General features: G+C 31.6%; 22 protein-coding genes and 4 pseudogenes. 22 read left to right on the plus strand and 4 right to left on the minus strand.

The window, feature by feature from the left end:
• Positions 1 to 28: 28 nt before the first annotated feature.
• Entirely contained in the window at positions 29 to 1186 is a 1158-nt protein-coding gene (locus NSS97_RS13245) for an ATP-binding protein (RefSeq protein WP_107888201.1), read from the minus strand.
• On the minus strand, positions 1176 to 1871 hold the full coding sequence (locus tag NSS97_RS13250; RefSeq protein WP_002016575.1) for a response regulator transcription factor: 696 nt from the start codon (positions 1869 to 1871) through the stop codon (positions 1176 to 1178). Before NSS97_RS13250 ends, NSS97_RS13245 begins: the two co-directional genes overlap by 11 nt.
• Before the next feature lie 197 nt (positions 1872 to 2068).
• Here NSS97_RS13250 and NSS97_RS13255 point away from each other — a divergent pair.
• The 14 genes and pseudogenes from NSS97_RS13255 to NSS97_RS13320 form a co-directional block, all read left to right on the plus strand.
• Positions 2069 to 2191: pseudogene (locus NSS97_RS13255) on the plus strand (HD domain-containing protein); the annotation flags it as partial.
• Between the two features lie 25 nt (positions 2192 to 2216).
• A pseudogene (locus NSS97_RS13260) lies at positions 2217 to 2813 on the plus strand (DUF3885 domain-containing protein).
• Positions 2814 to 2887: 74 nt separating this feature from the next.
• The gene (locus tag NSS97_RS13265) at positions 2888 to 4243 is read left to right on the plus strand and encodes a transposase (RefSeq protein WP_341112864.1); all 1356 of its coding nucleotides are present in this window, start codon (positions 2888 to 2890) and stop codon (positions 4241 to 4243) included.
• Positions 4244 to 4530: 287 nt separating this feature from the next.
• Positions 4531 to 4650 (plus strand): annotated as a pseudogene (locus NSS97_RS13270) (DUF3885 domain-containing protein); the annotation flags it as partial.
• Between the two features lie 24 nt (positions 4651 to 4674).
• Positions 4675 to 5385: a 5'-methylthioadenosine/S-adenosylhomocysteine nucleosidase gene (gene mtnN, locus NSS97_RS13275; protein ID WP_002016571.1), complete on the plus strand. Its 711-nt coding sequence runs from the start codon at positions 4675 to 4677 to the stop codon at positions 5383 to 5385.
• Between the two features lie 48 nt (positions 5386 to 5433).
• Positions 5434 to 6174, plus strand: a complete 741-nt coding sequence (locus tag NSS97_RS13280) for a class I SAM-dependent methyltransferase (protein WP_341112866.1) — start codon at positions 5434 to 5436, stop codon at positions 6172 to 6174.
• Positions 6175 to 6201: 27 nt separating this feature from the next.
• Entirely contained in the window at positions 6202 to 7050 is an 849-nt protein-coding gene (locus NSS97_RS13285) for a GNAT family N-acetyltransferase (RefSeq protein WP_107886900.1), read from the plus strand.
• 192 nt (positions 7051 to 7242) lie between these two features.
• Entirely contained in the window at positions 7243 to 7806 is a 564-nt protein-coding gene (locus tag NSS97_RS13290) for a class I SAM-dependent methyltransferase (RefSeq protein ID WP_033728073.1), read from the plus strand.
• Positions 7807 to 8242: 436 nt separating this feature from the next.
• On the plus strand, positions 8243 to 8722 hold the full coding sequence (locus NSS97_RS13295; RefSeq protein WP_002016566.1) for an SRPBCC family protein: 480 nt from the start codon (positions 8243 to 8245) through the stop codon (positions 8720 to 8722).
• A gap of 79 nt (positions 8723 to 8801) precedes the next feature.
• Positions 8802 to 11972, plus strand: coding sequence for an ATP-binding cassette domain-containing protein (locus NSS97_RS13300; protein ID WP_341112870.1), 3171 nt, complete (start codon positions 8802 to 8804; stop codon positions 11970 to 11972).
• Positions 11973 to 12425: 453 nt separating this feature from the next.
• Positions 12426 to 12767: a PadR family transcriptional regulator gene (locus NSS97_RS13305; RefSeq protein WP_002085418.1), complete on the plus strand. Its 342-nt coding sequence runs from the start codon at positions 12426 to 12428 to the stop codon at positions 12765 to 12767.
• On the plus strand, positions 12764 to 13279 hold the full coding sequence (locus NSS97_RS13310) for a hypothetical protein (RefSeq protein ID WP_098168227.1): 516 nt from the start codon (positions 12764 to 12766) through the stop codon (positions 13277 to 13279). Before NSS97_RS13305 ends, NSS97_RS13310 begins: the two co-directional genes overlap by 4 nt.
• A 1-nt stretch (position 13280) precedes the next feature.
• Positions 13281 to 14741 carry a serine hydrolase domain-containing protein gene (locus NSS97_RS13315; RefSeq protein ID WP_341112872.1) on the plus strand — a complete coding sequence of 487 codons (1461 nt, stop codon included), beginning with the start codon at positions 13281 to 13283 and terminating at the stop codon, positions 14739 to 14741.
• Between the two features lie 132 nt (positions 14742 to 14873).
• Positions 14874 to 15686: a MerR family transcriptional regulator gene (locus NSS97_RS13320; protein WP_044444527.1), complete on the plus strand. Its 813-nt coding sequence runs from the start codon at positions 14874 to 14876 to the stop codon at positions 15684 to 15686.
• 140 nt (positions 15687 to 15826) lie between these two features.
• Here NSS97_RS13320 and NSS97_RS13325 read toward each other — a convergent pair whose 3' ends face one another.
• On the minus strand, positions 15827 to 16543 hold the full coding sequence (locus NSS97_RS13325) for an SDR family oxidoreductase (protein ID WP_002013344.1): 717 nt from the start codon (positions 16541 to 16543) through the stop codon (positions 15827 to 15829).
• A 194-nt stretch (positions 16544 to 16737) separates the two neighbouring features.
• Between NSS97_RS13325 and NSS97_RS13330 the strand changes: the two genes are divergently transcribed.
• The 8 genes from NSS97_RS13330 (at position 16738) to NSS97_RS13365 (ending at position 23855) form a co-directional block, all read left to right on the plus strand.
• The gene (locus tag NSS97_RS13330; RefSeq protein ID WP_044444525.1) at positions 16738 to 17076 is read left to right on the plus strand and encodes a winged helix-turn-helix transcriptional regulator; all 339 of its coding nucleotides are present in this window, start codon (positions 16738 to 16740) and stop codon (positions 17074 to 17076) included.
• A gap of 287 nt (positions 17077 to 17363) precedes the next feature.
• Positions 17364 to 18116 (plus strand): class I SAM-dependent methyltransferase, encoded by a 753-nt coding sequence (locus tag NSS97_RS13335; RefSeq protein WP_341112875.1) that lies wholly within the window; start codon positions 17364 to 17366, stop codon positions 18114 to 18116.
• Positions 18117 to 18252: 136 nt separating this feature from the next.
• Positions 18253 to 19086 (plus strand): alpha/beta hydrolase, encoded by an 834-nt coding sequence (locus NSS97_RS13340; protein ID WP_341112878.1) that lies wholly within the window; start codon positions 18253 to 18255, stop codon positions 19084 to 19086.
• Positions 19087 to 19203: 117 nt separating this feature from the next.
• Positions 19204 to 19998: a VOC family protein gene (locus NSS97_RS13345; protein WP_341112880.1), complete on the plus strand. Its 795-nt coding sequence runs from the start codon at positions 19204 to 19206 to the stop codon at positions 19996 to 19998.
• Positions 19999 to 20113: 115 nt separating this feature from the next.
• Complete coding sequence (locus NSS97_RS13350) at positions 20114 to 20821, plus strand: phosphotransferase family protein (protein WP_341112883.1); 708 nt, start codon at positions 20114 to 20116, stop codon at positions 20819 to 20821.
• Between the two features lie 156 nt (positions 20822 to 20977).
• Positions 20978 to 21574 (plus strand): TetR/AcrR family transcriptional regulator, encoded by a 597-nt coding sequence (locus tag NSS97_RS13355; RefSeq protein ID WP_016095405.1) that lies wholly within the window; start codon positions 20978 to 20980, stop codon positions 21572 to 21574.
• A 203-nt stretch (positions 21575 to 21777) separates the two neighbouring features.
• Positions 21778 to 23157 (plus strand): dihydrolipoyl dehydrogenase, encoded by a 1380-nt coding sequence (gene lpdA / locus NSS97_RS13360; RefSeq protein WP_341112885.1) that lies wholly within the window; start codon positions 21778 to 21780, stop codon positions 23155 to 23157.
• Positions 23158 to 23399: 242 nt separating this feature from the next.
• Entirely contained in the window at positions 23400 to 23855 is a 456-nt protein-coding gene (locus NSS97_RS13365; RefSeq protein ID WP_002127529.1) for a cupin domain-containing protein, read from the plus strand.
• A gap of 114 nt (positions 23856 to 23969) precedes the next feature.
• On the opposite strand, the pseudogene NSS97_RS13370 reads toward NSS97_RS13365, so the two are convergent.
• Positions 23970 to 24318 (minus strand): annotated as a pseudogene (locus NSS97_RS13370) (protein kinase); the annotation flags it as partial.
• Positions 24319 to 24346: the final 28 nt, after the last annotated feature.

Genomic DNA, 24346 nt, shown 5'->3' on the forward strand with positions numbered 1-24346 from the left:
AAAAAATTGAACCTATAAATATGTGGTATTAAGCTTTATAAGGGAATAATTTTACAGTGAAAGTTGTTTTTTTATCATCGCTATATACTTCAATTGTTCCTTTATGCAATTCAACAATACTTTTTGCAATTGCTAATCCGAGCCCAGATCCACCAGTGTTTGTTGAACGTGATTTTTCAACACGATAAAAACGTTCAAAAATATGAGGTAAATCAGTACTAGGGATAGGTTGTCCGTAATTTGTTATATCAATTGTAATCATGTTATTGCTTTCGTAAGCGGTAATATCAATATGATCTCCATCATTTCCATAAGTAATAGCGTTTATGATTAGATTTTCAAACACACGTACTAATTTATCCCCATCAGCTAGTACCATTAGCTTTTGAGATGGGAAAGAAGGGCGACATTCAATATTAGCTTCTTGAAGCTGTATCCGAAATTGGACAGTTAATTGTCCAAGCAATTCCACAATATCAATGGGAGCAGAATATAAACTTAATTCTTTATTTTGAACGCGTGTATATTCAAACAAGTCATTCATTAATGCATTAAGACGAGTTACTTTATCGTAAATGACTTGAATATAGTATCGTAATTCTACTTCATCTCTATAATTATCATGATGGATTAAATTTACGTATCCAACTATAGATGTAAGAGGGGTTCGTAAGTCATGTGATACATTTGTAATAAGTTCGCTTTTTGCTTGTTCTGCCTGTCTTTCTTCATCAATTGATACTTTTAATTGCTCAATAATTTGATTGACCCCAGTTGCCAGTTCTTCTAAATAATTATGGTGTACGATGGAAACTTTATGATTAAAGTTTCCACTTGCAATATACCGAATCTCTTCAATCATTTTTTTTATACAAGTTTCATAGTAAACCTTTCTTTCATGACGATAAAAAATGTATAAATAGGATGAGAAAATAGAAAATAAAAACAAATAAGATACAATCATCATCCATAAAGACTCTTTTAATCCAATATATTTTTCATGGCCAAAAATTCTAATGAATTCTTTTCCTAGTTCGCTTAGAGTAAGTGAACTCTCAATTACACTCGTTACGAGGCGAAATATAATTAATTCGGTAATTGGTGTAAGAGTGATAGCTAATAAAAGCCAAAAAATAAGCTTCCACTTTGGTATATCTTTTAATATATCAAATGCTTCATTTCTCAATTTTATATCCTACTCCCCAAACCGTATGAATTAGTTTTTCACCATTCATTACGGTTTCAAGTTTATCGCGTAAATTACTAATATGGACCATTACCGTTTTATTAGAACCATAACCGTCTTCATTCCAAACTCGTTCGAATATCTCTTCAGAGCTAAATACTCTTCCAGTATTACTCGCTAGTAAATATAAAATATCAAATTCGATAGAGGTGAGTTTAATATATTCTCCATTTACTTTAACAGTATGATTATGTTTATGTATTTCAACAGAACGAATACGAATAATACCATCTTCATTCTTTTGGGAAGTAGCATTTTGGAAAGAGGATCTTCGTAATAAAGCTTTCACTCTAGCCACTAATTCTAGTGGATTAAACGGTTTAATCATATAATCATCTGCGCCGGTCATAAGTCCTAAAATTTTATCCATATCTTCAGCCTTTGCACTAAGCATAAGGATAGGTACGGTATTATTTTCACGCACTTCTTGACAAACTTCCAATCCGTTTCGTTTTGGCATCATAATATCTAAAAGCATAAGGTCAACTTCATATGTACATATCATTTGTAATGCTTCATCACCATCATAAGCTTTATAAATGTTATAGCCTTCATTTCGTAAATAAACAGCCAGTAATTCTACAATATCTTTATCATCATCAATAATTAATATGTTTTTATTCATTTTATAGTTAGTTCCTTTCCTTACAATTAATCAACATTACTATAATATCAAACATTTATGTATTTTGTAGTGATGTTTCTACATAAAATTTCATGTATCGTATTAAAAAGGAATTAAAACATTCATAACGAATATAAAATAAGAAGGATATTTAAACTCCACATTATACTGAAAGATAGTTATAAGGGGGACTTGCTATGTTATATAATGATATATATTCATTTACTCCAACTGGAAAAATAGAAAATGATATTAAAGCTTTTCTATTAAAATACAATAAAGAATTTACATATAAACATTCAATTCGGAATTTAAAAGAAATTGTAGAGTAGAAAGGGTATAAAAATGCAATTAAAAGAATATATGAATCAAACATTCCCAGGAGTTACATTAGTACCGTTCATATACTTTCAGTGGGAAAATCATCTTCATTTTGATTTTGGGAAAGATAAATATCAAAATATAGAAGGAAACGACGATTTAAACATGGAATACTTCTCTCGACTATATACATATAATAAATATTTATTTGAAGATATATTTTCAAAAGAAGATGAAGTGTTTTTAGTAACAAATGTTTATTGATTTAAAAAGGAAAATGTGAAAAATTCGCAGAAAATAAATGTATATAATCGATTTATTAAAAAGAGGGAATTAAAGTTTCAGGTTAGACAAGAAACTTTACCATTTTTATTTAATGATGAAGAAGTAGATTTATATTGTACATAGCAATTTTCGTTAAAATGCTTTGCGGAAGATATTAAATACCAATCGCTTATTAAAGCTGCTAATCATGAAGATTTCTCAGGGCTCCACCCGCGTTTTGGGCGTAAGAAAGAAATTTCTTATCCAGATGTATTTCTCATAAATGCAACGAAAGATATATCATGTTTATTTATCCTTTTCGGCAAGAAGACTCCATCTGATTTGTGTTACGGGTGAAGCCCAACAATTCAGGGGGAGATGAATTGCCGTCAGTCAATAGGCTGAACTCTCTGAGAAGGGTGGTGAAAACAATGGCTAGAAAGAAAGCAGTTAAAGTATTACGTAAACAAAAGAAAATAGAAAACATGCAACGATTCACTCAGAAACAGAATATCGGACGAGCTTGCCTCACGGCTAAAGAATTTCGTTTACTTCAACGCATGTCGCATAGTTCAAAAGCATTGCGAAATGTTGGATTGTACACCATTAAACAAAGTTATTTGAACAATAATAAAATGGCTACTGTAAAAGAAGTGGACACTGCCATGCAAGCCGATATGAACTATTGGGGCATTCAATCAAACTCTGTTCAAGCTATTCGTAGAGCCTTATATACAGAAGTGAAGAGCTTTTTTAAAGCATTGGAACAGTGGAAGAAAAATCCTGAGAAATTCACAGATCGTCCTAAGTTTCCGAAGTATTCTGGTTCAACTGACAAACGAATCATTGAAATCTATCAAGTTCCAAAAGTTGATGATAACGGGTATTGGATGATTCCGATGAATGTGGCATTCAGGAAAAAATTCGGTTCCATTAAAATACGTATGCCTAAAAATTTAAGAAATAAAAAAATTTCCTACATTGAGATTGTACCCAAGCAAAAAGGTCGGTTCTTTGAGGTGCATTATACATATGAGATGCACGTTTCTCAAATGAAGAAACAATCCACGACTACTAGTAACGCTTTGAGTTGCGATTTAGGTGTAGACAGATTATTAAGTTGTGCAACAAATACAGGTGATACATTCTTAATTGATGGGAAAAAATTAAAATCCATTAACCAATACTTCAACAAAGTGATACGTAATCTACAACAGAAAAATATGGAAAATGGACTTTCAAAACGTGTTGTAACGAATCAAATGGCTGCACTTTGGCATAAACGAGAAAGACAAATAAATGGTTACATTTCACAAACTGTAGGCCTGTTGTTTAAGAAAGTGAAAGTATTCAAGATAGATACTGTTGTCGTAGGTTATAACACTGGTTGGAAACAAAAATCTGATATGGGAAAAAAGAATAATCAAAAATTTGTTCAAATCCCATTTCATAAACTGATTTCAGCAATTGAGAATAAATGTGTAAAAGAAGGCATCCGATTTTTGAAACAAGAAGAAAGCTATACTTCAAAAGCCAGTTTCCTAGATAAAGATAGGATTCCTGTTTGGTTTAAGGATGATGAGATTAATTATCGTTTTAGTGGCAAACGAATCACTCGTGGTCTGTATCAAAGTAAATCAGGAAAGTGTATCCATGCGGATATTAATGGTGCGTTGAATACATTGCAAAAATCAAGAGTTGTAGAATTACATGAAAATCTTAAAGTGAAAACGCCGATCCTATTAGAAGTGCAAAAAAGTAAGGCTGTTGCTTCGTGCATGGCTTAGTGGGTGCGTCAACCATCCATGTGTACTCGACTTGTCGGGGCTTGTAGCACACGCCGGAGTAATCTGAGTGGTGGCTTCTTCTACAAGGAAGAATTGCTCTTTTTCGAAAGGGTGGTGCAAGTGGGAAAACGAGAGTTCGTTGCCAGTACCAACCAAAAACTTACTTGGGGTGTTACCATAAGGTGGCATGAACTCTAGAGCGTCAAACTGTCTAGCGATAGACGAAAAGACCTAGAGTTCTAACTCAAGCCCCACTGAAATGCTTCATCTCAGTGAGGGGAGTTGACGATGATAGAGGATGTGAAGTAATTGCGAAGAATAAAGAAAAGATACGGGATTTATATGAGAAGTATAAAGAGTGGATACCAGAATATGAACGAGAGAGTATAGATGACTTATTTACATGAAAATAGGAGGAAGTGAAGTGTGTAATGAAAAGGATCGCAATTGTATCTGCATGGGAACCAGAGCTTACGTATTTGCATCAACATTATCCAAGTGAGCGTGTAGAAAAAATAGCAGCTTGGGAATTTCATTTTCATTCTATTAATGAATTAGAAGTTATTTCAGTTGTAACTGGTGTCGGTAAAGTAAGTTGTGCTAGTTGTGTACAACTATTAATAAGTGAATTCCAGCCAGACCAGTTATTTATGACAGGGATTTGCGGGAGTTTATCAGATAAGGTGAAAAATGGACACATCGTTGTAGCTCTTAATACTTTGCAGCATGATGTTACAGCGGCTGGTTCAGGAGAAGATAGTTTTAATCTATATGATGGTAGAACAGCACCTATTGAAACAACTAAATCGCTCGTAAAACGAATGAAGAAATTGCGTTCGTATGACCCGGTCCATTTTGGTACATTTCTATCTGGAGATCAACGTATTCGAAGTTCAGAAATGAGGTATTTACTTCATACTGTATACGGTGCTTTAGCCGTTGATCAAGAAGTGGCAGCATTTGCTTATGTATGTCGTGTAAATAACAAACCATTTCTATGTTTAAAAGCTGCCTCAGATCAAGCGAATGACAAAACGAAAGAAGAACAAAAGGTTTTTAAAATGTTAGCATGTGAACGAGCGTGTGAGCATTTAATTACTTTTTTACGTGTTTATGAGATTACTGTAGTTAACAATAGATAACAAGAGGGGGAATATCCCGCTCATTTCAAATTAAGAGGTGAATTATAATTGCATACGTATTATGGAGAACTTTGTACAAAGATATATGAAAGTGATAAATCAATTGCGAGTGGAAAAGAATTGGATTTTTATCTTTCTTTTGCAAAAGATAAAAATATACATGTGTTAGAACCAATGTGCGGAAATGGTAGAATGTTAATTCCCTTTATGCAAAATGGTGTGAATATAGAAGGGTTCGATATTTCGAAAGATATGCTTAAAGTTTGTAAAGATAAAGCAGAAAAAGTAAACTTAAAACCGGTTGTATCACAAGGAAGAATAGAAGAATATCATAGTGATAAAAAATACGATCTCATTATGATTCCTATCGGTTCATTTTCACTTTTACCAAATAATTTAGTAGACAATAGTCTTCAAAATATGAAAAACAACTTAAAGGAAAATGGAAAATTACTTCTTACAGTTGTACAAGGTGGAAGTGAAATAGAACAAATTCTAGATTGGATAGAGACAAATAGAAAAGAAATTAACAATGAATTAATTGTTGAATATAGAAAAGTTTCATACGATAAGGCGCAAAAACTTCTAAATATTATACTGAAATATGAAATCATTCATGATGAGAAAATAAAAGAAACTGAGATTATGGATTTTCCTATAAGACTATATAATTTAAAAGAATTTGAAAATATACTTATTACTAATGGGTTTAGTCAAATTGTTGTTCATGAAATAAAAGATGGATATGGTGAAGGTAATTCATTTCATGTATTTGAATGCAGTTTATAACAAGTCAAAGCGGGGGATTATACCTATATGATTCAATACAAAAGATGTAGTGAAGTAAGTATAGATTTAGTGTATAAAGCTTTTAAGGATGGATTTTCAGATTACATTATTAAAATGGAAGTTTCAAAAGAAGATTTTATTAAAAGATTTTTTGGACCAGAAGGGAATATGCTAGAACACTCCTTTATTGCATTAGACGGTGACAAATCTGTTGGTGTAATACTTGGTGGTATTAAGGTATATGAAAGTATAAAAACAATGCGCTGCGGAACATTAGCTGTTCATCCAGAGTTTCGAGGCATTGGTGTAAGTCAAAAGTTATTTGAGTTACATAAAGAAGAAGCGACACAAAATAAATGTAAGCAGCTTTTCCTTGAAGTTATTGTAGGAAACGATCGGGCGATTCATTTTTATAACAAATTAGGTTATGAAAAAGTATATGATCTTTCTTATTATAATTTAAATGATTTAACTAAAATAATGAATAAAGGTAATAAAAATATTGAAGTAAAACAATTAGAATTTCCAACATTTAAAGTTGAAATTCAGAAATGGCTAAACTTCCATATAAATTGGCAAAATGATATTGATTATATTGAAAAAACAAATCATACATTTTACGGTGCATATGTTGATAGTGATATAAAAGGTTCTGTATGTGTAAATGAACAAGGAAAAATTAGTTTTATTTTCATAGACAAAGACTATAGAAATATTGGTGCTGGGACGAAATTATTACAGGTAGCAAGTGAAGAATTAAAGTTATCAAGTTTATCAATTGGGTTTCCAAACAACAATTTACTGAAAGGGTTTTTAAAGAAATCTGGATTTGAAAAGAATTCTTTAGCACAATATGAAATGTATTTATTGCTATAAAAAGCGGAGGGAATTATTCTTTTCGCTTTTTATTTTGTACTATAAACGTTTTTGCTGTATGTGGGAGGATAAGTAAAAACAACAGAAGTTTTGTTATCTATCTTATTGAACTAACTGGCACTTTAGTTGAAGAAGGAAAAAATATAGTAAACATAGAATATATTAATACATTAAAAGATTTATGAGGTGAAAGTGATGGCAATTAAGCAAGACGAAATTAAAGTAGTAGTCGGAGCTGGAGTATTTAATAATAATCCAGGTTGGGTTCAAACGCAAGAAGATGAACTTAATTTACTAGACAATACCACTTGGGAAGAAAGATTTGAATACAATTCCATTTCAGCTATTTTAGCAGAGCATGTATGGGAACATCTTACTTTTGAAGAAGGTGTAAAAGCAGCTGAAATTTGTTATAAATTTTTAAAGCCATCAGGTCATATTCGGTGCGGAGTGCCTGATGCATTTTTCCGAGATGAAACCTACCAAAATATAGTTCAAATAGGCGGCCCTGGCCCGAAAGACCACCCAGCTGCAAGCCATAAAATCGTACATAATTATAAAACATTAACGAAAATGTTTGAAATTGCTGGATTTGAGGTAGTTTTACTTGAATATTGTGATGAAAATGGTCAATTTTATTACACAGAATGGGATGCGAATGACGGCGTTATTTTCCGCTCGAAAAGGTATGATTCTAGAAATAGAGGCGACAAACTTGGTTTTCCATCGCTAATTGTTGACGCGATTAAAAGGTAAGTCATTCACCTAAAATAGGTGTTAGTTCTATCCGTTCATGAGTCGCAAATGCGGCTTTTTTTATTTGTTTTGTAAACCTACGTTTAGCAAGGAATTAGACATACATAATAAGTGATTTTGAACATTACATAACTTGATTTGAATACTATATTAGCTCTTATTAACACCATTTATCTTAAAGGAAATTGCTTTTAAATATTTAATGGAAATATTATATAAAATAAATAAATCAACGTTTTCTCATGTTGAATTTTTTTGTGGAAATGTTGAGGTACGCCTATTGTAATAAACATATGGAGAGAATATATAATAAATCAATGTTCAAATTATCATTCACACATTAAATTAATATTTCATTGCCATAGAGATTTCTTTAATACATAAATTCGTGTAAAATAAGAACATATATTCTATATACAAGTAGGAGGCAATAAATATGTTGGCTGAAATAGAGAAACAAACTGACGGCTATATTGTGAAATTTGAACGCCAATTTTCTTATACAATAGAGGAAGTTTGGTCTGTTTTAACTGAAAACAGCAAGCTTAAAAAATGGATGTCTAATTTACAGATTGAAAATCTTAAAACAGGTGGAATTATAAAGTTCGACATGATGGATGGTTCATTTTTAAATATTGATATTTTAGAGTGCCAACTAAATTCAGTACTTGAATTCACATGGGATAAAGATCGTGTCCGATTTGAAATACATAAAGAGGAAAATGGTTCTCTTTTACTTCTTAAAGAATACATTCAGGAATTAACTGACCATACACCGAAAGATATAGCTGGTTGGCATATTTGTCTTGATCTTTTTTCTTCAGTTTTAGAAGGAGAAGAGAAGGTTTTTTCAAAAGATGAGTGGGAATATTGGTTTGATAATTATAAGGTTAAGGTTGATGAGTTGAAAGATTAGGGATTAAATTCATGGTATTTATTATATAATTATTATCTTATAAAAATGATTTTTAAAAACAATAAGAATAGAGGTTAATATGAAAGTAAATCAATTAATTGCAAATAACATAAATAAACTTGATACTGTTATTCCGTTTAATAAATCACTTGGTATTGCTGGTTTATCTGGATCTGGAAAAACAACTCTTTGTCAAACAGTTGGTGAAGAATCAAAGAAGCGTCTAGTTTCCTTATTGCCAAAGGCTGAATATCAATATTTATTTCCTAATATTATGGAAACTAATTTTAGTGCCATTAAGATGGAGGAAATGCCTTTAGTACTTTTTTTAGGAAAATCATCAATTTCTTCCAATCCGCGTTCGACGATTGGTACTCATACAGGTGTTTTTAAAGAGATTCGTGAAAAACTAGCGGAAGAATTTAATCTTTCTCCTGAAGTCTTTTCATTTAATAATCAATTAGGTTGGTGTGCTAGCTGTAAAGGGCGTGGTACTACTAAAAATATTGAGTGTAAAAAATGTAAGGGGAAACGTTATAGTGAAGAAGTTGAACAACGTACTATTGAGTTATTTGCTAAATCACATACAATTTCGGATATTAACGATTTAAGTGTTGAATCTATTCTTTCATTAGCAGAAGAATTAAATATTAGTGAAGCAAAACAACATATATTGCAAAATATTATCAATATGAACATTGGTTATTTAACATTAAATCGAATTATGGGTACGTTGTCAGGTGGAGAATTAACACGACTTTACTTAGCTGAATTCATGGCAGTTAGTGAAAATACTGTAATTATTATTGATGAGATTTCAGTTGGACTTGATAATGAAACATTATTACAAATATTAGAAGAGATCAAGCAATTAGGGTGTAAAAATCAAATCTGGCTCATTGATCATTCAGATACAGTACTGGATACAACAGATGAGCAATTGTTCTTCGGACCTGGTAGCGGAAAATATGGTGGACAAATCGTGAAAGAATCACCAAGACCAAAACCAATACTATCGGAACGAAATTACGAAATGCCAACAGAATATTATACATTCCATGAATTATATTGCCGAAATATCCAAATGACTGAGTTTCAGATTCCTAAAAATAGACTTGTAACTGTTACAGGAGAGTCTGGATGCGGGAAATCTACACTTGTCAATGAGTGTTTAGCTACAGATTTCTTGAAACGATATCCCAAAGATAAACTAGTTATGGTAGGTCAAGATCGAAACCAATCGATTACCAGTCGATCAACTGTAGCAACTTTCTTAGATATTAAAAAGAAACTGACAAAGTATAGTGAAGAAATTGATGATATTTTTGAGCGCTCAATTGAGGATATTATTGATGAAATTCCAAATGAAGATATTGCGTATAAACGCTTAAGCCTACTAATCAAATTAGGACTGGGATATTTAACATTAGAACGAAAAACACAAACATTATCAACGGGTGAGTTTCAATGTGTTCATTTAGTTTCTGAGTTATTTGCAAAAACAAGAAATCCACATACATTGTTTATTTTTGATGAGCCTTCAAAAGGTTTATCGCAAAATATTTTAAATCAATTTATAGATAGTGTTAGAGGGATATTGCAAGATGAATCAGTCTCTATCATAATGATTGAGCATAACAGTTACATGCTAGAAAGCTCTGATTATATTGTTGATTTTGGAAAAAGACAGGTTGAATCTATAGAGCATCTTGATGTAGTAAGTCATGAGGATTATTATCGTCAAAAAAGCAGTGTGAATAATGCTGAGCAAATACATATTTCTTCAACGCTTAAGCGTAAAGAAGGAGTTCACTATTTAAAAGAAAATCATATTAACTATTTTAAAAATGCTGAAAACGTTTATAAGGGTGGTATTTTAAAAAGCTTATCATCAATGGCACGATTAATTTATGGTGAATATGAATCTGATACAATGGCACCTGTTGTTGCTATTGATCTCGAAAGACATTTGTATAGTCAATATAGTTTCTTATATGAAATTGGTGGATTGATCAATCATATTGTAGCTGCTCATCCGACTAATAAAGATACGAGAAGTTTCGATTTCTATTCTCAGGATAATCATTGCCCATCATGTTCGGGACGTCTTCAAATTGAAGTTTTTGATAAAGAAATTACAATTCAAGATAAAAATGTTCCATTTTGGGATGGTCTATTCGATCCGGAAATCATGAAAGTATTAAAATTTTATCAATATGAAAAAATAGAATTTCTATTTGAAGAAATTAAAAATGAGCTTGGTCATGATTTGACGAAAAGCTATAATGATATGTCTGAGGAAGAGAAACATACATTTTGGTACGGCTATTTTGATAAGTCTTTTTATGATAAGAAAGGAAAGACACGTAGAACATGGGTAGGATTTAATACGATTATTGGCGGGTATATTGTTATTTCAAAAGCAGCTATTAAAGAAGATATTAAGACTTCTAAAGAAATGATGACATGTCCAATTTGTAAGGGGACTTTATTAAATCACCATAAACCACTTAATTTTGGAGATACAGATATTCGTGAAATTATTAATCAGCCGCTTAACGAAGTATTAAAAATTGTAGGAGATTTGCCTGTACTCTTCAAATTGAAATCTATCGTAGGTGACGATATGATTATGACAGAAGATGTTTCTTTATTACCTAGAAATATACAAGTCGCACTGAAAATGTTTGAATTAGAACAAGCAAGCTTTTCAAACTATGAAATGGTATTACAAAATGTATTACCATTCTGGGGCGAAATTAAAGGTAATGTCGAATCAATCAGCAATAATAATAAGGTGACTATTTGTGATTTCCAAAATATCAATGAAACAAGAGAAACCATTATAGATAAGTATTTCACAAATGGAAAATATAAAAAACTAACATATGTGTATGAAGCATTTGGTTACAAAAAATTAGTTACCCAAATTAATAAAATTAAAAAAAGTAACCCATGTCCATTCTGTAACGGAAAAAAAGTAATAACAGAAGATAACCTGCATGACGGCGTGTTCAAATTAACAATTCCGTGTGTAACTTGTAATGCAAGTGGTATTAACGATGAAGGACGTAAAGAAATTGTCGATGACATAGACGTAGAAACATGGTTAACTGGAAAAGTTAGTGATGTTGTGGATGAAAGCTTACGAACTGAGGATGTTGCAGACATTCTAATATTTAATCGAATTCGTGAGTTGAATAAGCGAGAAATGATGGCAGTTTATGAATGTCTGGAGAAAAATAATTAAACTAAGAAGAATAAAAATAGTGGTTAGTTAGGGATTAAAAACTCATTTGCAATAATCTGCAAATGAGTTTTTATGTTGAAGAAGAGTTTCTTTAAACGTGTTAAGGTAGATAGATAATAGAGCAAGAAAAATCTATTTGTAATACCAATATAAATTATTCTTAAATTTAAAACTGAAAGGTATTACAGGTTGGCATTTATGTTTAAGTTTTGTTAGTCTTTCTAAGATGTAAATACATTTATCTGCGAGAGTTAGTTTTAAATCGTTAATTATGATCATTTATTATATAATTATTGACGTATAAAAATGTTTTTTCGGGATAATAATTTAGGTTATTTGGATAATAACAAAAGGAATATGCTACTTTTTTAGTGATTGTATAATTATTAGAATTTTTAAATTTAACAGAAATATATACTTGAATGAAGTATATATTTCTGTTAAATTTATCGTATGGATAGAACAAGTTTAATTAAAGGGAATTTAGAAATGTGTGTATTGTCTATTTTGTCTACAAAGAAAAGTTATGGTTATGAAATTATGAAAGAACTCGAAGTACATAATTTAAAATTGAAAGGAGTAGGAAGTATTTATCCCATTTTAACTAAACTGAAAAATCAAGAGTGGGTTAATACTTATCAAGAGGTGACGGATAGTGGTAAAGTTAGGATTTATTACGAAATTAATGAAAATGGAAAATTACGTCTTGAGAAGAAAGTTAATGAATGGTTAGAGTTGCAATCTGATATTAAAATATTATTAAAGAGTGGTTTGAAAGGAGACCTTCTGAAATGAGGAGTGAATTAAAAGATAAAGAACAGCAATTTTTAACAGGCGTACTTAAGGAATTAAAGCAATATGATATAAGTTTAGAAGAAAGGGAAAATATTAAACAACAAATTTTAGAGCATATCCAAGAATGTCGTGAACATGGTGAGGAAAGTATAAATGACCTAGGAACGCCTCAATTATTTGTTCAAGACTTTTTGGAGATAAATGAAATTGATCTGCGAGTGAAAATGAAACAACTTCAAAATATAAATAAAAAATCTAATACATTAATCATAATTGGCATATTTGTCGCATTTATTACATACCTCATTTCACAAACTACACTTTCAATATTTTTAACTGAATCCCTTAATCCAACCAACAGTGAAAATAACTTTAATTTTAATCTTTTATATCGAATAGCAGAAAATCAATGGTGGAACTCTATATTAATAATGATTAGTTTAATGGTTTCTTTATTAATATCTATAATTTTAGTAATTTATAAAAAAAGAAAGTTATCCGAAGTACATTAAGATGAAGATATCGAAATATAAATTGTTTCTAATTTGTATAGTTTGTAATGTATTAATGTTATGTATTGCACATTCAAAAGTTTACGCTCAGCAAAATATTAGAGTTACTTTAGATATTTATATTGAAAAATTTTTAAAGGAACATAAAATTCCAGGAGCTTCAGTAGCTATTGTACATAATAGAGATGTATTTTACACAAAATTATGGGGGGTTACTGGAGAATCTGAAAAAAAGATAACTAGTAAAACACCATTTGCAATTGGATCAATAAGTAAATCTTTAACTGGTCTAGCTATAGTGAAGTTAATAGAAAATAAAAAAATAAATTTAGAGGATTCAGTTCAACAACATCTTCCTTGGTTTAAAGTAAAAGATAATCAATCGGCCTCAAATATAACAATCCAACATCTACTAACACATTCAAGTGGAATGAGTACCTATGAAGGTTTAGCATTATCAGATAAGCAATCAAAGACTACTACGGCTATAAAAGAAAATGTAATGAAACTGTCGAATGTAACATTAACTGCTCCCCCAGGACAAAAATATCAATATAGTAATGCAAATTATCTCGTTCTTGGTGCACTTATTGAGGAAGTTTCAAAAGAGACATACTCTACTTATATGGAGAAGCAAATTTTTCAGCCATTAAGAATGAATGGTGCAGCAGCAAATAGTGAAGATTCTTATAAAAAGGGTTATTTAACAGGTTATCAATCATGGTTTGGAATACCAAGAAAAAGTACGGTGTCGTATGATAATGGTGGGACACCATATGGATATATTACAGCAAATCTAGAAGATATGATTCAATTCATTAAGTTTTTGAATCACCAAGAGCATACACAATTTTTAAATAAAGATAGTATGGATCTTTATTTATCTCCATTATATAAAATAGATTCAGCGAAATATTATGGTTTTGGACTGAGGACAACAAATATAAATGGAAACGAAAAGATGGTTTGGCATTCAGGCTCAACTCCTGATTCACATGCAGAAATATTTATTTTAAATGAAACTGGCTGGGGTGTTGTGATTTTAACGAATAAAAATCATGTTTTAGAAGAAGCATCACTACCAGAATTTAAAAAAGGGATTATTAATATTTTGAATGGTGAAGAACCGGTTGATATACCAAAAAATATATCAATAGTTCAAATTGTTATGTCAATATTAATATTCGCACTTTTCATTACAGCAATTATGTTAATAATAAAGTATAAACGTAATAAAATTTGTAAAAAAATGACCTGGATTTTTCTAGGGAGTTTATTTCTAATATTATCTATTACTTTAATTCCACTTCTTATTTATAGTACAAATTCACCGTGGCAGACGATTAAAACGTTTTCTGCAGATGTAGCGTTGCTCATTAGTATTATAGTTACTTTATTGAATGTAAATGGATTAATATCAATATATATTGCGTTGAAAAGTGAATTGGTAAATAAGTCATAAGAGCTTTTAATTATATAAATATAATACATTAAATAATTGTTTAAACTGTTATAAATAGTTGACTCTCACACAATGTGTCATTGTTTAAGCTTAAGTTGAGCTTCGAATAATTGTAATAAATAGGAGGAACTAATGTTCAAAATAGGGGATTTTTCAAAACTTTCTTCCATTAGTATACGTATGTTGAGACATTACGATAAAATGGAATTATTACAACCAGTAAAAGTCGATGAGCAAAGTGGTTATCGATTTTATTCAGCAGCCCAATTAAAGAAAGTAAATCAAATTCAAGTGTTAAAAGATATGGGATTTAATATTGCCACTATTAAAGAATTAGTAGAGAGTGAAAATATTGAAGTAATAAAGTCACAATTTGAAAATCGTAGTGCTCAAGTAAAGGAAGAAATGGACGATCTCAAAAAACAATTACGTCTCCTCGAAGACTCAATGAAAACGATGAGAGAGGATGTTATTGAAATGAACTATCATGTTTCATTAAAAGAAATTCCAGAAAGAAATGTAGCAAGTGTTAGAAAGGTTATTCCATCGTATAATTGCGAAGGGGATTTATGGAGTATATTGATGCAAGAAATTAATGTTAAAAATATTAGTATAGCTAATCCGAGTTATAGTATTGCTACATTCCATGATCAAGAATATAAGGAAAATGATGTGGATGTAGAAATACAGATAAATATTTTAGGGGAGCATGAAAATACAAAAGATGTTAATTTCAAAAAGATAGATCCATCCTATGTAGCTTCAATAACAGTTAACGGAAGTTATGAACAAATGACAGCTGTAAATGAGGCGGCAGCAAAATGGATTGAAACGGAAGGTTATGAATTAGCTGGACCGATGTTTAATATTTATCACGTTAGTCCAGCGATGGAATCAGATCCTAATAAGTGGGTTACAGAGGTTTGTTATCTGATAAACAAATAAACAATAAAGTAAAAAAGGCATCGTATATGCCTTTTTTACTTTATTTCTATCTGGAAATATTTAGCACAAAGGACTCGTTGATTAACCATAATAGCCTCCTTAATACTAGTTAATCTAAGGAGGCATTGAATTGTTATAAATTAATGATATGTGTATCCTCCATCAGGAAATAATACATTACCTGTAGTAAAACCATTTTGCATTAAATACAGGACAGTATGTGCAATTTCATCATTATACCCAGGTCTCTGTACAAGAGAAAGAGATTTATAATCTTCATAAGCAGCTAGTCTTTTCTCATTTTGTTCATTCTCTCTTCGTATCGTTCCAGGAGAAACAACATTAACTCTAATAGGAGCTAATTCAACAGCTAAAGCTTTCCCTAAGCTTTCAATAGCACCATTACAAGCTCCGTAAGCAGGCGCTCCTTTAAGTGGCCGTTGACTAAATGCACCGGACATTAATACGATAGATCCAGAGTTTGAGAGAAAAGGAATTGCATATTTTACGGCATAATATTGTGGCCAAAACTTTCCGATAAAGCTGCTTTCGGCGATATCATCCGTAGCAGTTATTGATCCAAGTGTGTAAGAGGCTCCTGGTGTGAATAAATGATTAAAATTCCCAACCTTCTTGAAAAAATCTTGTAATTGCTCTTTATTTTGATTATCCAATACATAAGTTTGAAGATGGTTGTTATTTATTATTTCTCGAGCAGCCTTTAATTTTTCTTCCGAGCGCCCTGCAATAATAACATGTGCTCCTTGTTCAAGTGCTTGTTTTGCTGTTGCTAATCCAATACCAGAACTCCCGCCGATGATAACGATATGTTTATCTTTTAATACAGTAATAGACATGATTAAACATCTCCCTTAATATAAGATTTAAAATAAGTTGTGTTAATTTTATTATTCGTTAAAAAATGACTACTGAAAAGTACGCACTTTATATGTACTTAGTCGCGAATTTCGTACTAATCGCTTGTTATATGGATACATAATATAAAAAATTATTCATTATAATTTATGATTTGAGGGGAGTGGTGAGGAAAATGAATTTAGAGGAACCGAAATTAAAAGGAGTAATAGCGACATTACAAATAATCGGTGGGAAATGGAAACCACTTATTTTATTTATTTTGCTAACAGATGGAACGAAACGGTTTGGTGAATTAAAGCGATTAATACCAGATATATCTCAAGGAACATTAGCGAAGCAGCTTCGTGAATTAGAACAAGATCAACTTATAAAACGTGAAATTTATCAAGAAATACCACCTAAAGTGGAATACAGCTTAACAGAACATGGAAAAACAGTAAGCACGGTTTTGGATAGTATGTGTGGTTGGGGAAGAGGACATTTAGAATATATCGATAAAAACAAACTATAATATTATTATGTAAACTAAATGAGATTTGTCGAAACATATCGTTTTAATAATTTGTATTTTATAATATATAATTAAATAGTGTTATAGGTTATTATATATACAGTCTTCCAGATGAGGTGATATAGATGAAATGCTGTATCGTTCGAAGTAACTAGTTGTTCGGGGCTGAAAAAATGCGTAGCAGATATAAAAGAAGACGTAGGCCCTTTCACGATAATATCAACTATGAGTCTATTTCGAGAATCATCTAAACAGTTAATGCATTTTTACAAAGGGGAAATAATAAAATGAATGAATTAGAGTATAAAAGTTTTTATGATAAAGTGGGACGATTAAATGGGTGGGACTTTAGTAAGCTAAAGTGTGAAACTGTAGGTGACACTTGGGACTTTTATGGCGAAGTGCAAGAAAGATGTAAACCATCAGATATTCTACTTGATGTTGGCACAGGTGGAGGAGAGAATATATTAAAAATAGCATCTTCAGCTGCATTACTGATTGGAATAGATAATTCTAATGGAATGATCAAAACAGCACATTCCAATTTGAATAAAGCAGGTGTACAAAATGTTGAATTTCTTCAAATGGATTCGGAATTTTTAACGTTTCCGCATGCTCATTTTGATATTACTTCAAGTTGTCATGCGCCGTTTGTAGCATCTGAATTGGCAAAAGTAATGAAAAAAGGTGCTTTTTTCTTAACACAACAAGTTAGCGAACATGATAAATTAAATCTTAAAGAAGCATTTGGTAGAGGGCAATGTTTAGGTGAAAGCGATGGTACGTTAAAAGATAATTATATGGGTGAACTTATTAGTGCAGGATTTGAACTCGTACAAGTACGTGAATATGATGTTACTGATTATTACAGTACTCCTGAGGATCTTATTTTCTTATTAAAACATACGCCTATTATTCCTAGATTTGGAGAAAAAGAAGAGGACTTTAATATTTTACAAAAGTTCATTAACGCTAATAGTTCCGAAAAAGGTATTCGTACGAATTCAAAAAGGTTTATGATTATTGCTGTTAAATCATAGTGTATTTTAACGTAAAAGCTGATTTTCTTTAAAAGAAAATCAGCTTTTTTTGTGGAAAAGAATGCAGGGGAAACTTAAAAATCATAGAAATAGGTAAAGTGGTAATCTAAAAATTGAAATATAGGGGATAATTATTTTGAAACGTTACTATATTAACAACGAAGAAATTAACGCACATATTACTGAGTGGGGAAATAATGAAAAGCCCGTTATCTTTTGTTTACATGGGTTAGGTAGTACGAGTTTAAGTTTTATAGAAATTGCAGAAGAATTAAAGGAAGAGTATAGATTTATCTCCATTGATGCACCTGGGCATGGTAAAACACCGCCCTTTGAAAGAACGAAAGATTATGAGATGCTGAATTTAGCAAACTGGTTAAATGAAATAATAAATGAACTGAGAATTGAACATTTCTATTTTTTATCACATTCGTGGGGAAGTTTTGTAGCACTATTTTATTTATTAAATAATCCAGAAAAAGTACTAGGAAGTATTCTTATTGATGGTGGATATCAAACAAAAAGGCTTCAAGAAGAAACTCTTAAAGAGGAAATCGCGTATTACGAAAAGGATTTTGAAGAATATATTTTTAATAATTGGGGTGGATTTTTCAAAAGTGAAAAAGAAGCATATACTAGGTGGTCTCCATTATTAGAAGTTGCTGTAAAAGACCTAGGGATTGAAATGGATAATAAAGTATGTTGGCATGCGAGAGGTACAACAGCTGGTAATATAATAAGAGGTATGCATAAAGATGAAACGATAGATATTTACGAGAAGTTACTATCTAATATTATATTGCTTCGAGCTACAGTTCCGCAAATATGGGATGAATATAGAGATAAAACAGTGAGGATTTTCAAGTTAAAAACTGGCGCGAAAGTAAAATTAATCTCTGATACTACACATTTGTTACACTGGGATAAACCAGAAGTTGTTATAGAGGAAATAAAAAGTAATTGGAGATAACATATTCATACTAAAGTTGTAGTTTTTATATAAAAAATCAATCCTTCCGTTTGATTTTATCTATTTATAAGTGTAATACAATAAGAATAGATAATAAGAAACAAGGGGGAATGTAAAGTGATTACACATATATCAGATATAAAACTACAAACGGTTTCTATAGAAGGGGTAAAACAAGTTTATAAAGACATATTATCTTTTCCAATAAAAAAAGAAAACGCATCATATATTCAATTTGAAGTAACACCGTATACAACAATTAGTTTTCAAGAAGTATATGAACCAATTGCACCTGCGCATTTCGCTTTTGAGATCCCATATTCAAAGTTTCATGAAACGGCAAAATGGCTTAAAGAGTCTGGATTACTCATTGTGAAATGGAAAGATGGTCATACAATTGGTGAGGAGAGCGGTCTATTCAATTTATACTTTAAAGATGGTGATGGAAATCTTCTCGAAATTATCGCACATAGTTATGTTAAAGAAGAGGTATTAGTCCCGCATTCACCGTTAAACATTTTATACGTAAGGGAAATTGGTCTTCCGGTTAAAAGTGTACCTGTATTTACGGAATGGTTGAAATCAAATCTAGACATGAAAACGAAGGAAGATGGGGATATTTTCAACTTTGTTATAGGTGGCACTGCATATATCGTTGCAACCTGGTGGCAGCGACCGTGGATTCCAATCGCGATGAAAGCTTTACCACCGAAAGTACATGTTTCATTCGGAACACCGGATCATACGTTTTTACAAAAAATCCAAAATAACTTTAAGAAAAATGGTGTTCCATTTGAAAGTAAACATACTGAAGTATTGTTTATTCAACAAGGGTATTCATTTTCTGTTTTGCATACACCGGAGTTTCATTCCGATATTCCTAGAAAATTAAACTTACCACTTTCTATATAATTATAGGGAGGGGTAAGTTTTTTCGTTTTCATGAAGGAGGGTTTCAGTATAATTACACTGAATTTATAGAGGACTATAAGGCGTTATTCTAATTTACTGTAAGGAGAGAAATGAATTGAATCTAGGAAATCCGATAGCCAAAGGAAATACGGCTGAAATTTATCTTTGTGATAATAAAGTTGTGAAATTGTTTAAAGAATGCCTCCCTAATACAGAATCTCTATACGAAGCACAAAAACAAAAGTATGCATATTCATGTGGTTTACACGTTCCTAAAGTATTTGAAGTTACAGAGATACAAGGTAGACAAGCTATTATTATGGAATATGTAGAAGGAGAAAGTGTTGGTGAGCTTTTGCTTAATAATTTGAGTAAAGCGGAGCATTACATAAGTATATGTGTTAGTGTACAACAAAAGATTCATGCGATCTGTGTGAGATCGGATGAAATAGAGCTGATGGAAAAGAGGCTTTATCGTCAAATTAATTCTGTTCATAATCTGGATGAAAAACAAAAGGGAAATATATTAAAAAAGTTTGATTCAATCACATTTGAACCTAGATTATGTCATGGTGATTTACATCCGTTTAATTTAATTATGAGTAATGGTGATGTGAAAATTATAGATTGGGTTGATGCTAGTTCAGGTGATATTCGTGCAGATGTGTTTCGGACATACTTATTGTATTCACAGAATTCAGTGGAATTAGCTGAAATGTATTTACATATATATTGCAAAAAAACAGGTCTATTAAGAGATGAAATTTTCCAGTGGGCTCCTATTATTAGCGCAGCTAGATTGGCAGAGAGTACACCTCTGTAAATAAAAGATGTTTTCAAGTATTTATTTTGATCCCTATTAAAATAGTGAATCATTTATTTTTTTACTCATTGATTCTCTCCGTTATTTTTCTTGCTAATTCTTTTCGGTTTGTCATATACTTAAAAGAGACCAAACGTTTTCTTTTAGGAGGACACAATGCGTAAAGGTGAATTAACAAAAAGAATGATTCTTGATCGTTCCTCTGCTCTGTTTAATGTAAAGGGGTATAGTGGTTCTTCAATTTCTGATATTATGCGAGAGACTGGGCTAGAGAAGGGCGGTATTTATCGTCACTTTAAAAATAAAGATGACTTGGCTGTTCAAGCCTTTCAGCATGCAACTTCACAAATGGGAGTGCGTTATGTCGAAGAGATAAAAAAAGCATCCAATACGTTGGATAAGTTAAAAACTTTTATTTCAGTTTTTACATCTCTCATTCATAATGATCCTCTTCCAGGAGGCTGTCCAATCATGAACGTAACGTTAGAAGCAGATGATTCCCATCCTCTCATGGCAGAACAAGCACAGATAGCGATGAATCAATTACTTGGAATAATTGAAAAGATTATTACGTATGGAATTGAGCAAGGAGAGTTAAAACCAGATACTCAAGCAAAACAGATTGCTATCATCTGGATTTCTTCTCTTGAAGGAGCACTTGCCTTGTCACGCTTATACCAAGATACAGTTTATATTGATACAGTATCGTCACGACTTTTAGATGAATTGGAAAAACAAATTACGGCCAACTAAGCCGTAATTTTTATCGCAAAAAAGAGATTGTTCGGTTTCTTTTTTGAGGGGGTGATCACTTAATAGAAATTCCATGATGGAACTATGAAAGAACGGATGAGAGAAGAATGGTACTAATACAAAATAGTAAATTGAAAAATGTGTAGAATATGAACGATTTCGGCCTACCTGTTTCTAATTTTTGGAGGAGTGTGAAAAGGGATATGAGAGAATTTGAAACAATCGTAATTGGCTCTGGACCTGGAGGATATGTTGCTGCAATAAGAGCTTCACAATTAGGGAAACAAGTGGCAATTATAGAAAGAGAGAATCTTGGTGGCGTATGTGCTAACGTCGGCTGCATTCCATCTAAGGCACTTATTTCTGTAGGTCATCGTTTTGAGGAAACAAAGCATTCAGAAAATATGGGTATTTTTTCTTCTGGTGTAAATGTTGATTTTGCAAAAGTACAAGAATTTAAAAACAACGTTGTAAAGAAATTAGTAGGTGGTGTAGAAGGGTTATTAAAAAGCAATAAAGTAGAAGTGATAAAAGGTGAAGCTTATTTCATGGATGCTAACACTATACGAGTAACCAATAAAGATGCAGCTCAAACATATACATTTAAAAATGCAATTATAGCTACTGGATCACGCCCAGTTGAAATTCCAACATTTAAATTTACAAAACGTGTGATTAACTCTACAGGTGTACTTAGTTTAACTGAAGTTCCAAGTAAATTGGTTGTAATCGGTGGTGGTTACATTGGTACTGAATTGGGCTCTGCTTACGCTTCCCTCGGTTCTATAGTAACAATTATTGAAGGAGGTAAAGATATTTTAACTGGCTTCGATAAACAAATGACTCAAATTGTGAAAGAAGACCTTATAAACAAAGGTGTTACAGTAATAGTAGATGCATCCGCTAAAGGTGTTGAAGAAGTTAAAAATGGTGTAATTGTTACCTACGAAATTGATGGTGAAGAAAAGAAAGTTGACGCTGATTACGTATTAGTAACGGTTGGCCGTCGTCCTAATACTGAAAATATGGGTTTTGAAAAAATCGGTATTGAGTTTTCTGACCGCGGTTTATTAAAAGTTGATCAACAATGCCGTACTAACCTTCCGAACATTTTTGCTATAGGAGATACCATTGCTGGTCCACAGCTTGCACATAAAGCATTTTACGAAGGAAAAGTAGCTGCCGAAGCTATCTCTGGTGAACTATCATTTGTTGATTACTTGGCAATTCCAGCAGTTTGTTTCACAAATCCTGAATTAGCTACAGTTGGTTATACTGAAGAACGAGCAAAGGCAGAAGGCATGGAAGTAAAAGTGATTCAATCCCCATTTTCAGCAAACGGTCGTGCACTTGTATCAAATGAAGGAAAAGGGTTCTTGAGGCTATTGGTGCGTAAAGAAGATGGTGTATTAGTAGGTGCTCAAATCGTGGGTAATGGTGCATCAGAAATAATTGCCGAAATGGGTTTAGCAATTGAATCAGGCATGAAAGTTGAAGATATTGCATTAACACCACATGCTCAACTAACTTTAAGTGAGATTGTGATGGAAGCTGCTGAGGCCTTAATTTACAATTTTAAATAAATATTAATTAATAAAAATTGGATTTCTTCGTTTTTTAGAAATTCTAAATAAAATAAATGTAGAGATAAATATGTAAAAAACAATCTTTACTAATAAACTTCTTAATAACATATTATGGCTAATTGAGCCGTTTTTTTACCGTAAAAAAGAGACTATTCGGTTTCTTTTTGTGAGAGGATTTATTCATTTATTAGAGAATAAAAAGTGAAATTATGGAAAATAAATATGAGAGGAGAATACAAATGAGTCAATTTGTTAATTCAACAATGGAAGGTAAAAATTTTAGTGCTGTTCAAGTAGGAAAGTGGGAGGATCTGCTTCAATATAAAAATGGAAATCCATTTAAAGCTCCTGGAAAGGTATTTCTTAAAGATGACTTACAATGTACAGGGATGGAAGTTTCACTAAATGTTTTCCCTCCAGGCATTTCAATGCCCTTTTATCATAAGCATAGAGAAAATGAAGAGCTGTATATCTTCGTCAAAGGACAAGGGGAATTCAAGATTGATGATGAAATCCTTGAAATCAAAGAGGGTACTGTCATAAGGGTGGCACAAGAGGGGGAAAGAATTTGGCGTAACAATTCAAGTGAACCTCTCTATTTTATTTGTATTCAAGCTAGGGCAAATACTTTGGAAGAAAGTAATATCGAGGATGGTATTAAGCTAGATAAATCCGTTGAATGGATTGAAAAATAGGTGCCACTGTACGATTAAATATCGTTTCGCTCCTTGTATTTTGTCTTTTGAAGAAAACTTATCTATAGAAAAGTACACCCAATTGTTAAACTGAATGTAACAATTGGGTGTACTTCATAGGAAACCAACTGTGTTTAAAGAATGGCTTTTTTCAATCTGTATTCTATAAAGGTTCATTATCCGTACTTGTTCCTCAGTTAACTCTTCTTTATTCCAATACATATGCATTAAACTATATTCGAATATCTCCTTTAATTTAATAAACAATGGAAGCTGCTCTATCATTTCTTTAGGTAGATCATTTTCCTCCTGGTATCCGTCGATTATTGCTTTTGTAATAGAATTCTCATAGTCGACTATGAGAATTCCCAACGAAAGAATATTCTATCGCGCTATAGACTGGAACAGCTAAATCGAATATGTAAAAATGTTTTTCACAGTCTTGAAAATCAATCATTTGGATATAGTTTATTAATTAGTTTAAGTATCTC

This window comes from Bacillus sp. FSL R12-0074, from assembly GCF_038005725.1.
Lineage (GTDB): Bacteria > Bacillota > Bacilli > Bacillales > Bacillaceae_G > Bacillus_A > Bacillus_A mycoides.

Excerpts from the sequence above, each read along its gene's own strand:
- NSS97_RS13250 (WP_002016575.1), bottom strand. The coding sequence starts at position 1,871 with ATGAATAAAAACATATTAATTATTGATGATGATAAAGATATTGTAGAA.
- NSS97_RS13265 (WP_341112864.1), top strand. The coding sequence starts at position 2,888 with ATGGCTAGAAAGAAAGCAGTTAAAGTATTACGTAAACAAAAGAAAATA.
- mtnN (WP_002016571.1), top strand. The coding sequence starts at position 4,675 with ATGAAAAGGATCGCAATTGTATCTGCATGGGAACCAGAGCTTACGTAT.
- NSS97_RS13285 (WP_107886900.1), top strand. The coding sequence starts at position 6,202 with ATGATTCAATACAAAAGATGTAGTGAAGTAAGTATAGATTTAGTGTAT.
- NSS97_RS13295 (WP_002016566.1), top strand. The coding sequence starts at position 8,243 with ATGTTGGCTGAAATAGAGAAACAAACTGACGGCTATATTGTGAAATTT.
- NSS97_RS13300 (WP_341112870.1), top strand. The coding sequence starts at position 8,802 with ATGAAAGTAAATCAATTAATTGCAAATAACATAAATAAACTTGATACT.
- NSS97_RS13305 (WP_002085418.1), top strand. The coding sequence starts at position 12,426 with ATGGATAGAACAAGTTTAATTAAAGGGAATTTAGAAATGTGTGTATTG.
- NSS97_RS13310 (WP_098168227.1), top strand. The coding sequence starts at position 12,764 with ATGAGGAGTGAATTAAAAGATAAAGAACAGCAATTTTTAACAGGCGTA.
- NSS97_RS13315 (WP_341112872.1), top strand. The coding sequence starts at position 13,281 with ATGAAGATATCGAAATATAAATTGTTTCTAATTTGTATAGTTTGTAAT.
- NSS97_RS13320 (WP_044444527.1), top strand. The coding sequence starts at position 14,874 with ATGTTCAAAATAGGGGATTTTTCAAAACTTTCTTCCATTAGTATACGT.
- NSS97_RS13325 (WP_002013344.1), bottom strand. The coding sequence starts at position 16,543 with ATGTCTATTACTGTATTAAAAGATAAACATATCGTTATCATCGGCGGG.
- NSS97_RS13330 (WP_044444525.1), top strand. The coding sequence starts at position 16,738 with ATGAATTTAGAGGAACCGAAATTAAAAGGAGTAATAGCGACATTACAA.
- NSS97_RS13335 (WP_341112875.1), top strand. The coding sequence starts at position 17,364 with ATGAATGAATTAGAGTATAAAAGTTTTTATGATAAAGTGGGACGATTA.
- NSS97_RS13355 (WP_016095405.1), top strand. The coding sequence starts at position 20,978 with ATGCGTAAAGGTGAATTAACAAAAAGAATGATTCTTGATCGTTCCTCT.
- lpdA (WP_341112885.1), top strand. The coding sequence starts at position 21,778 with ATGAGAGAATTTGAAACAATCGTAATTGGCTCTGGACCTGGAGGATAT.
- NSS97_RS13365 (WP_002127529.1), top strand. The coding sequence starts at position 23,400 with ATGAGTCAATTTGTTAATTCAACAATGGAAGGTAAAAATTTTAGTGCT.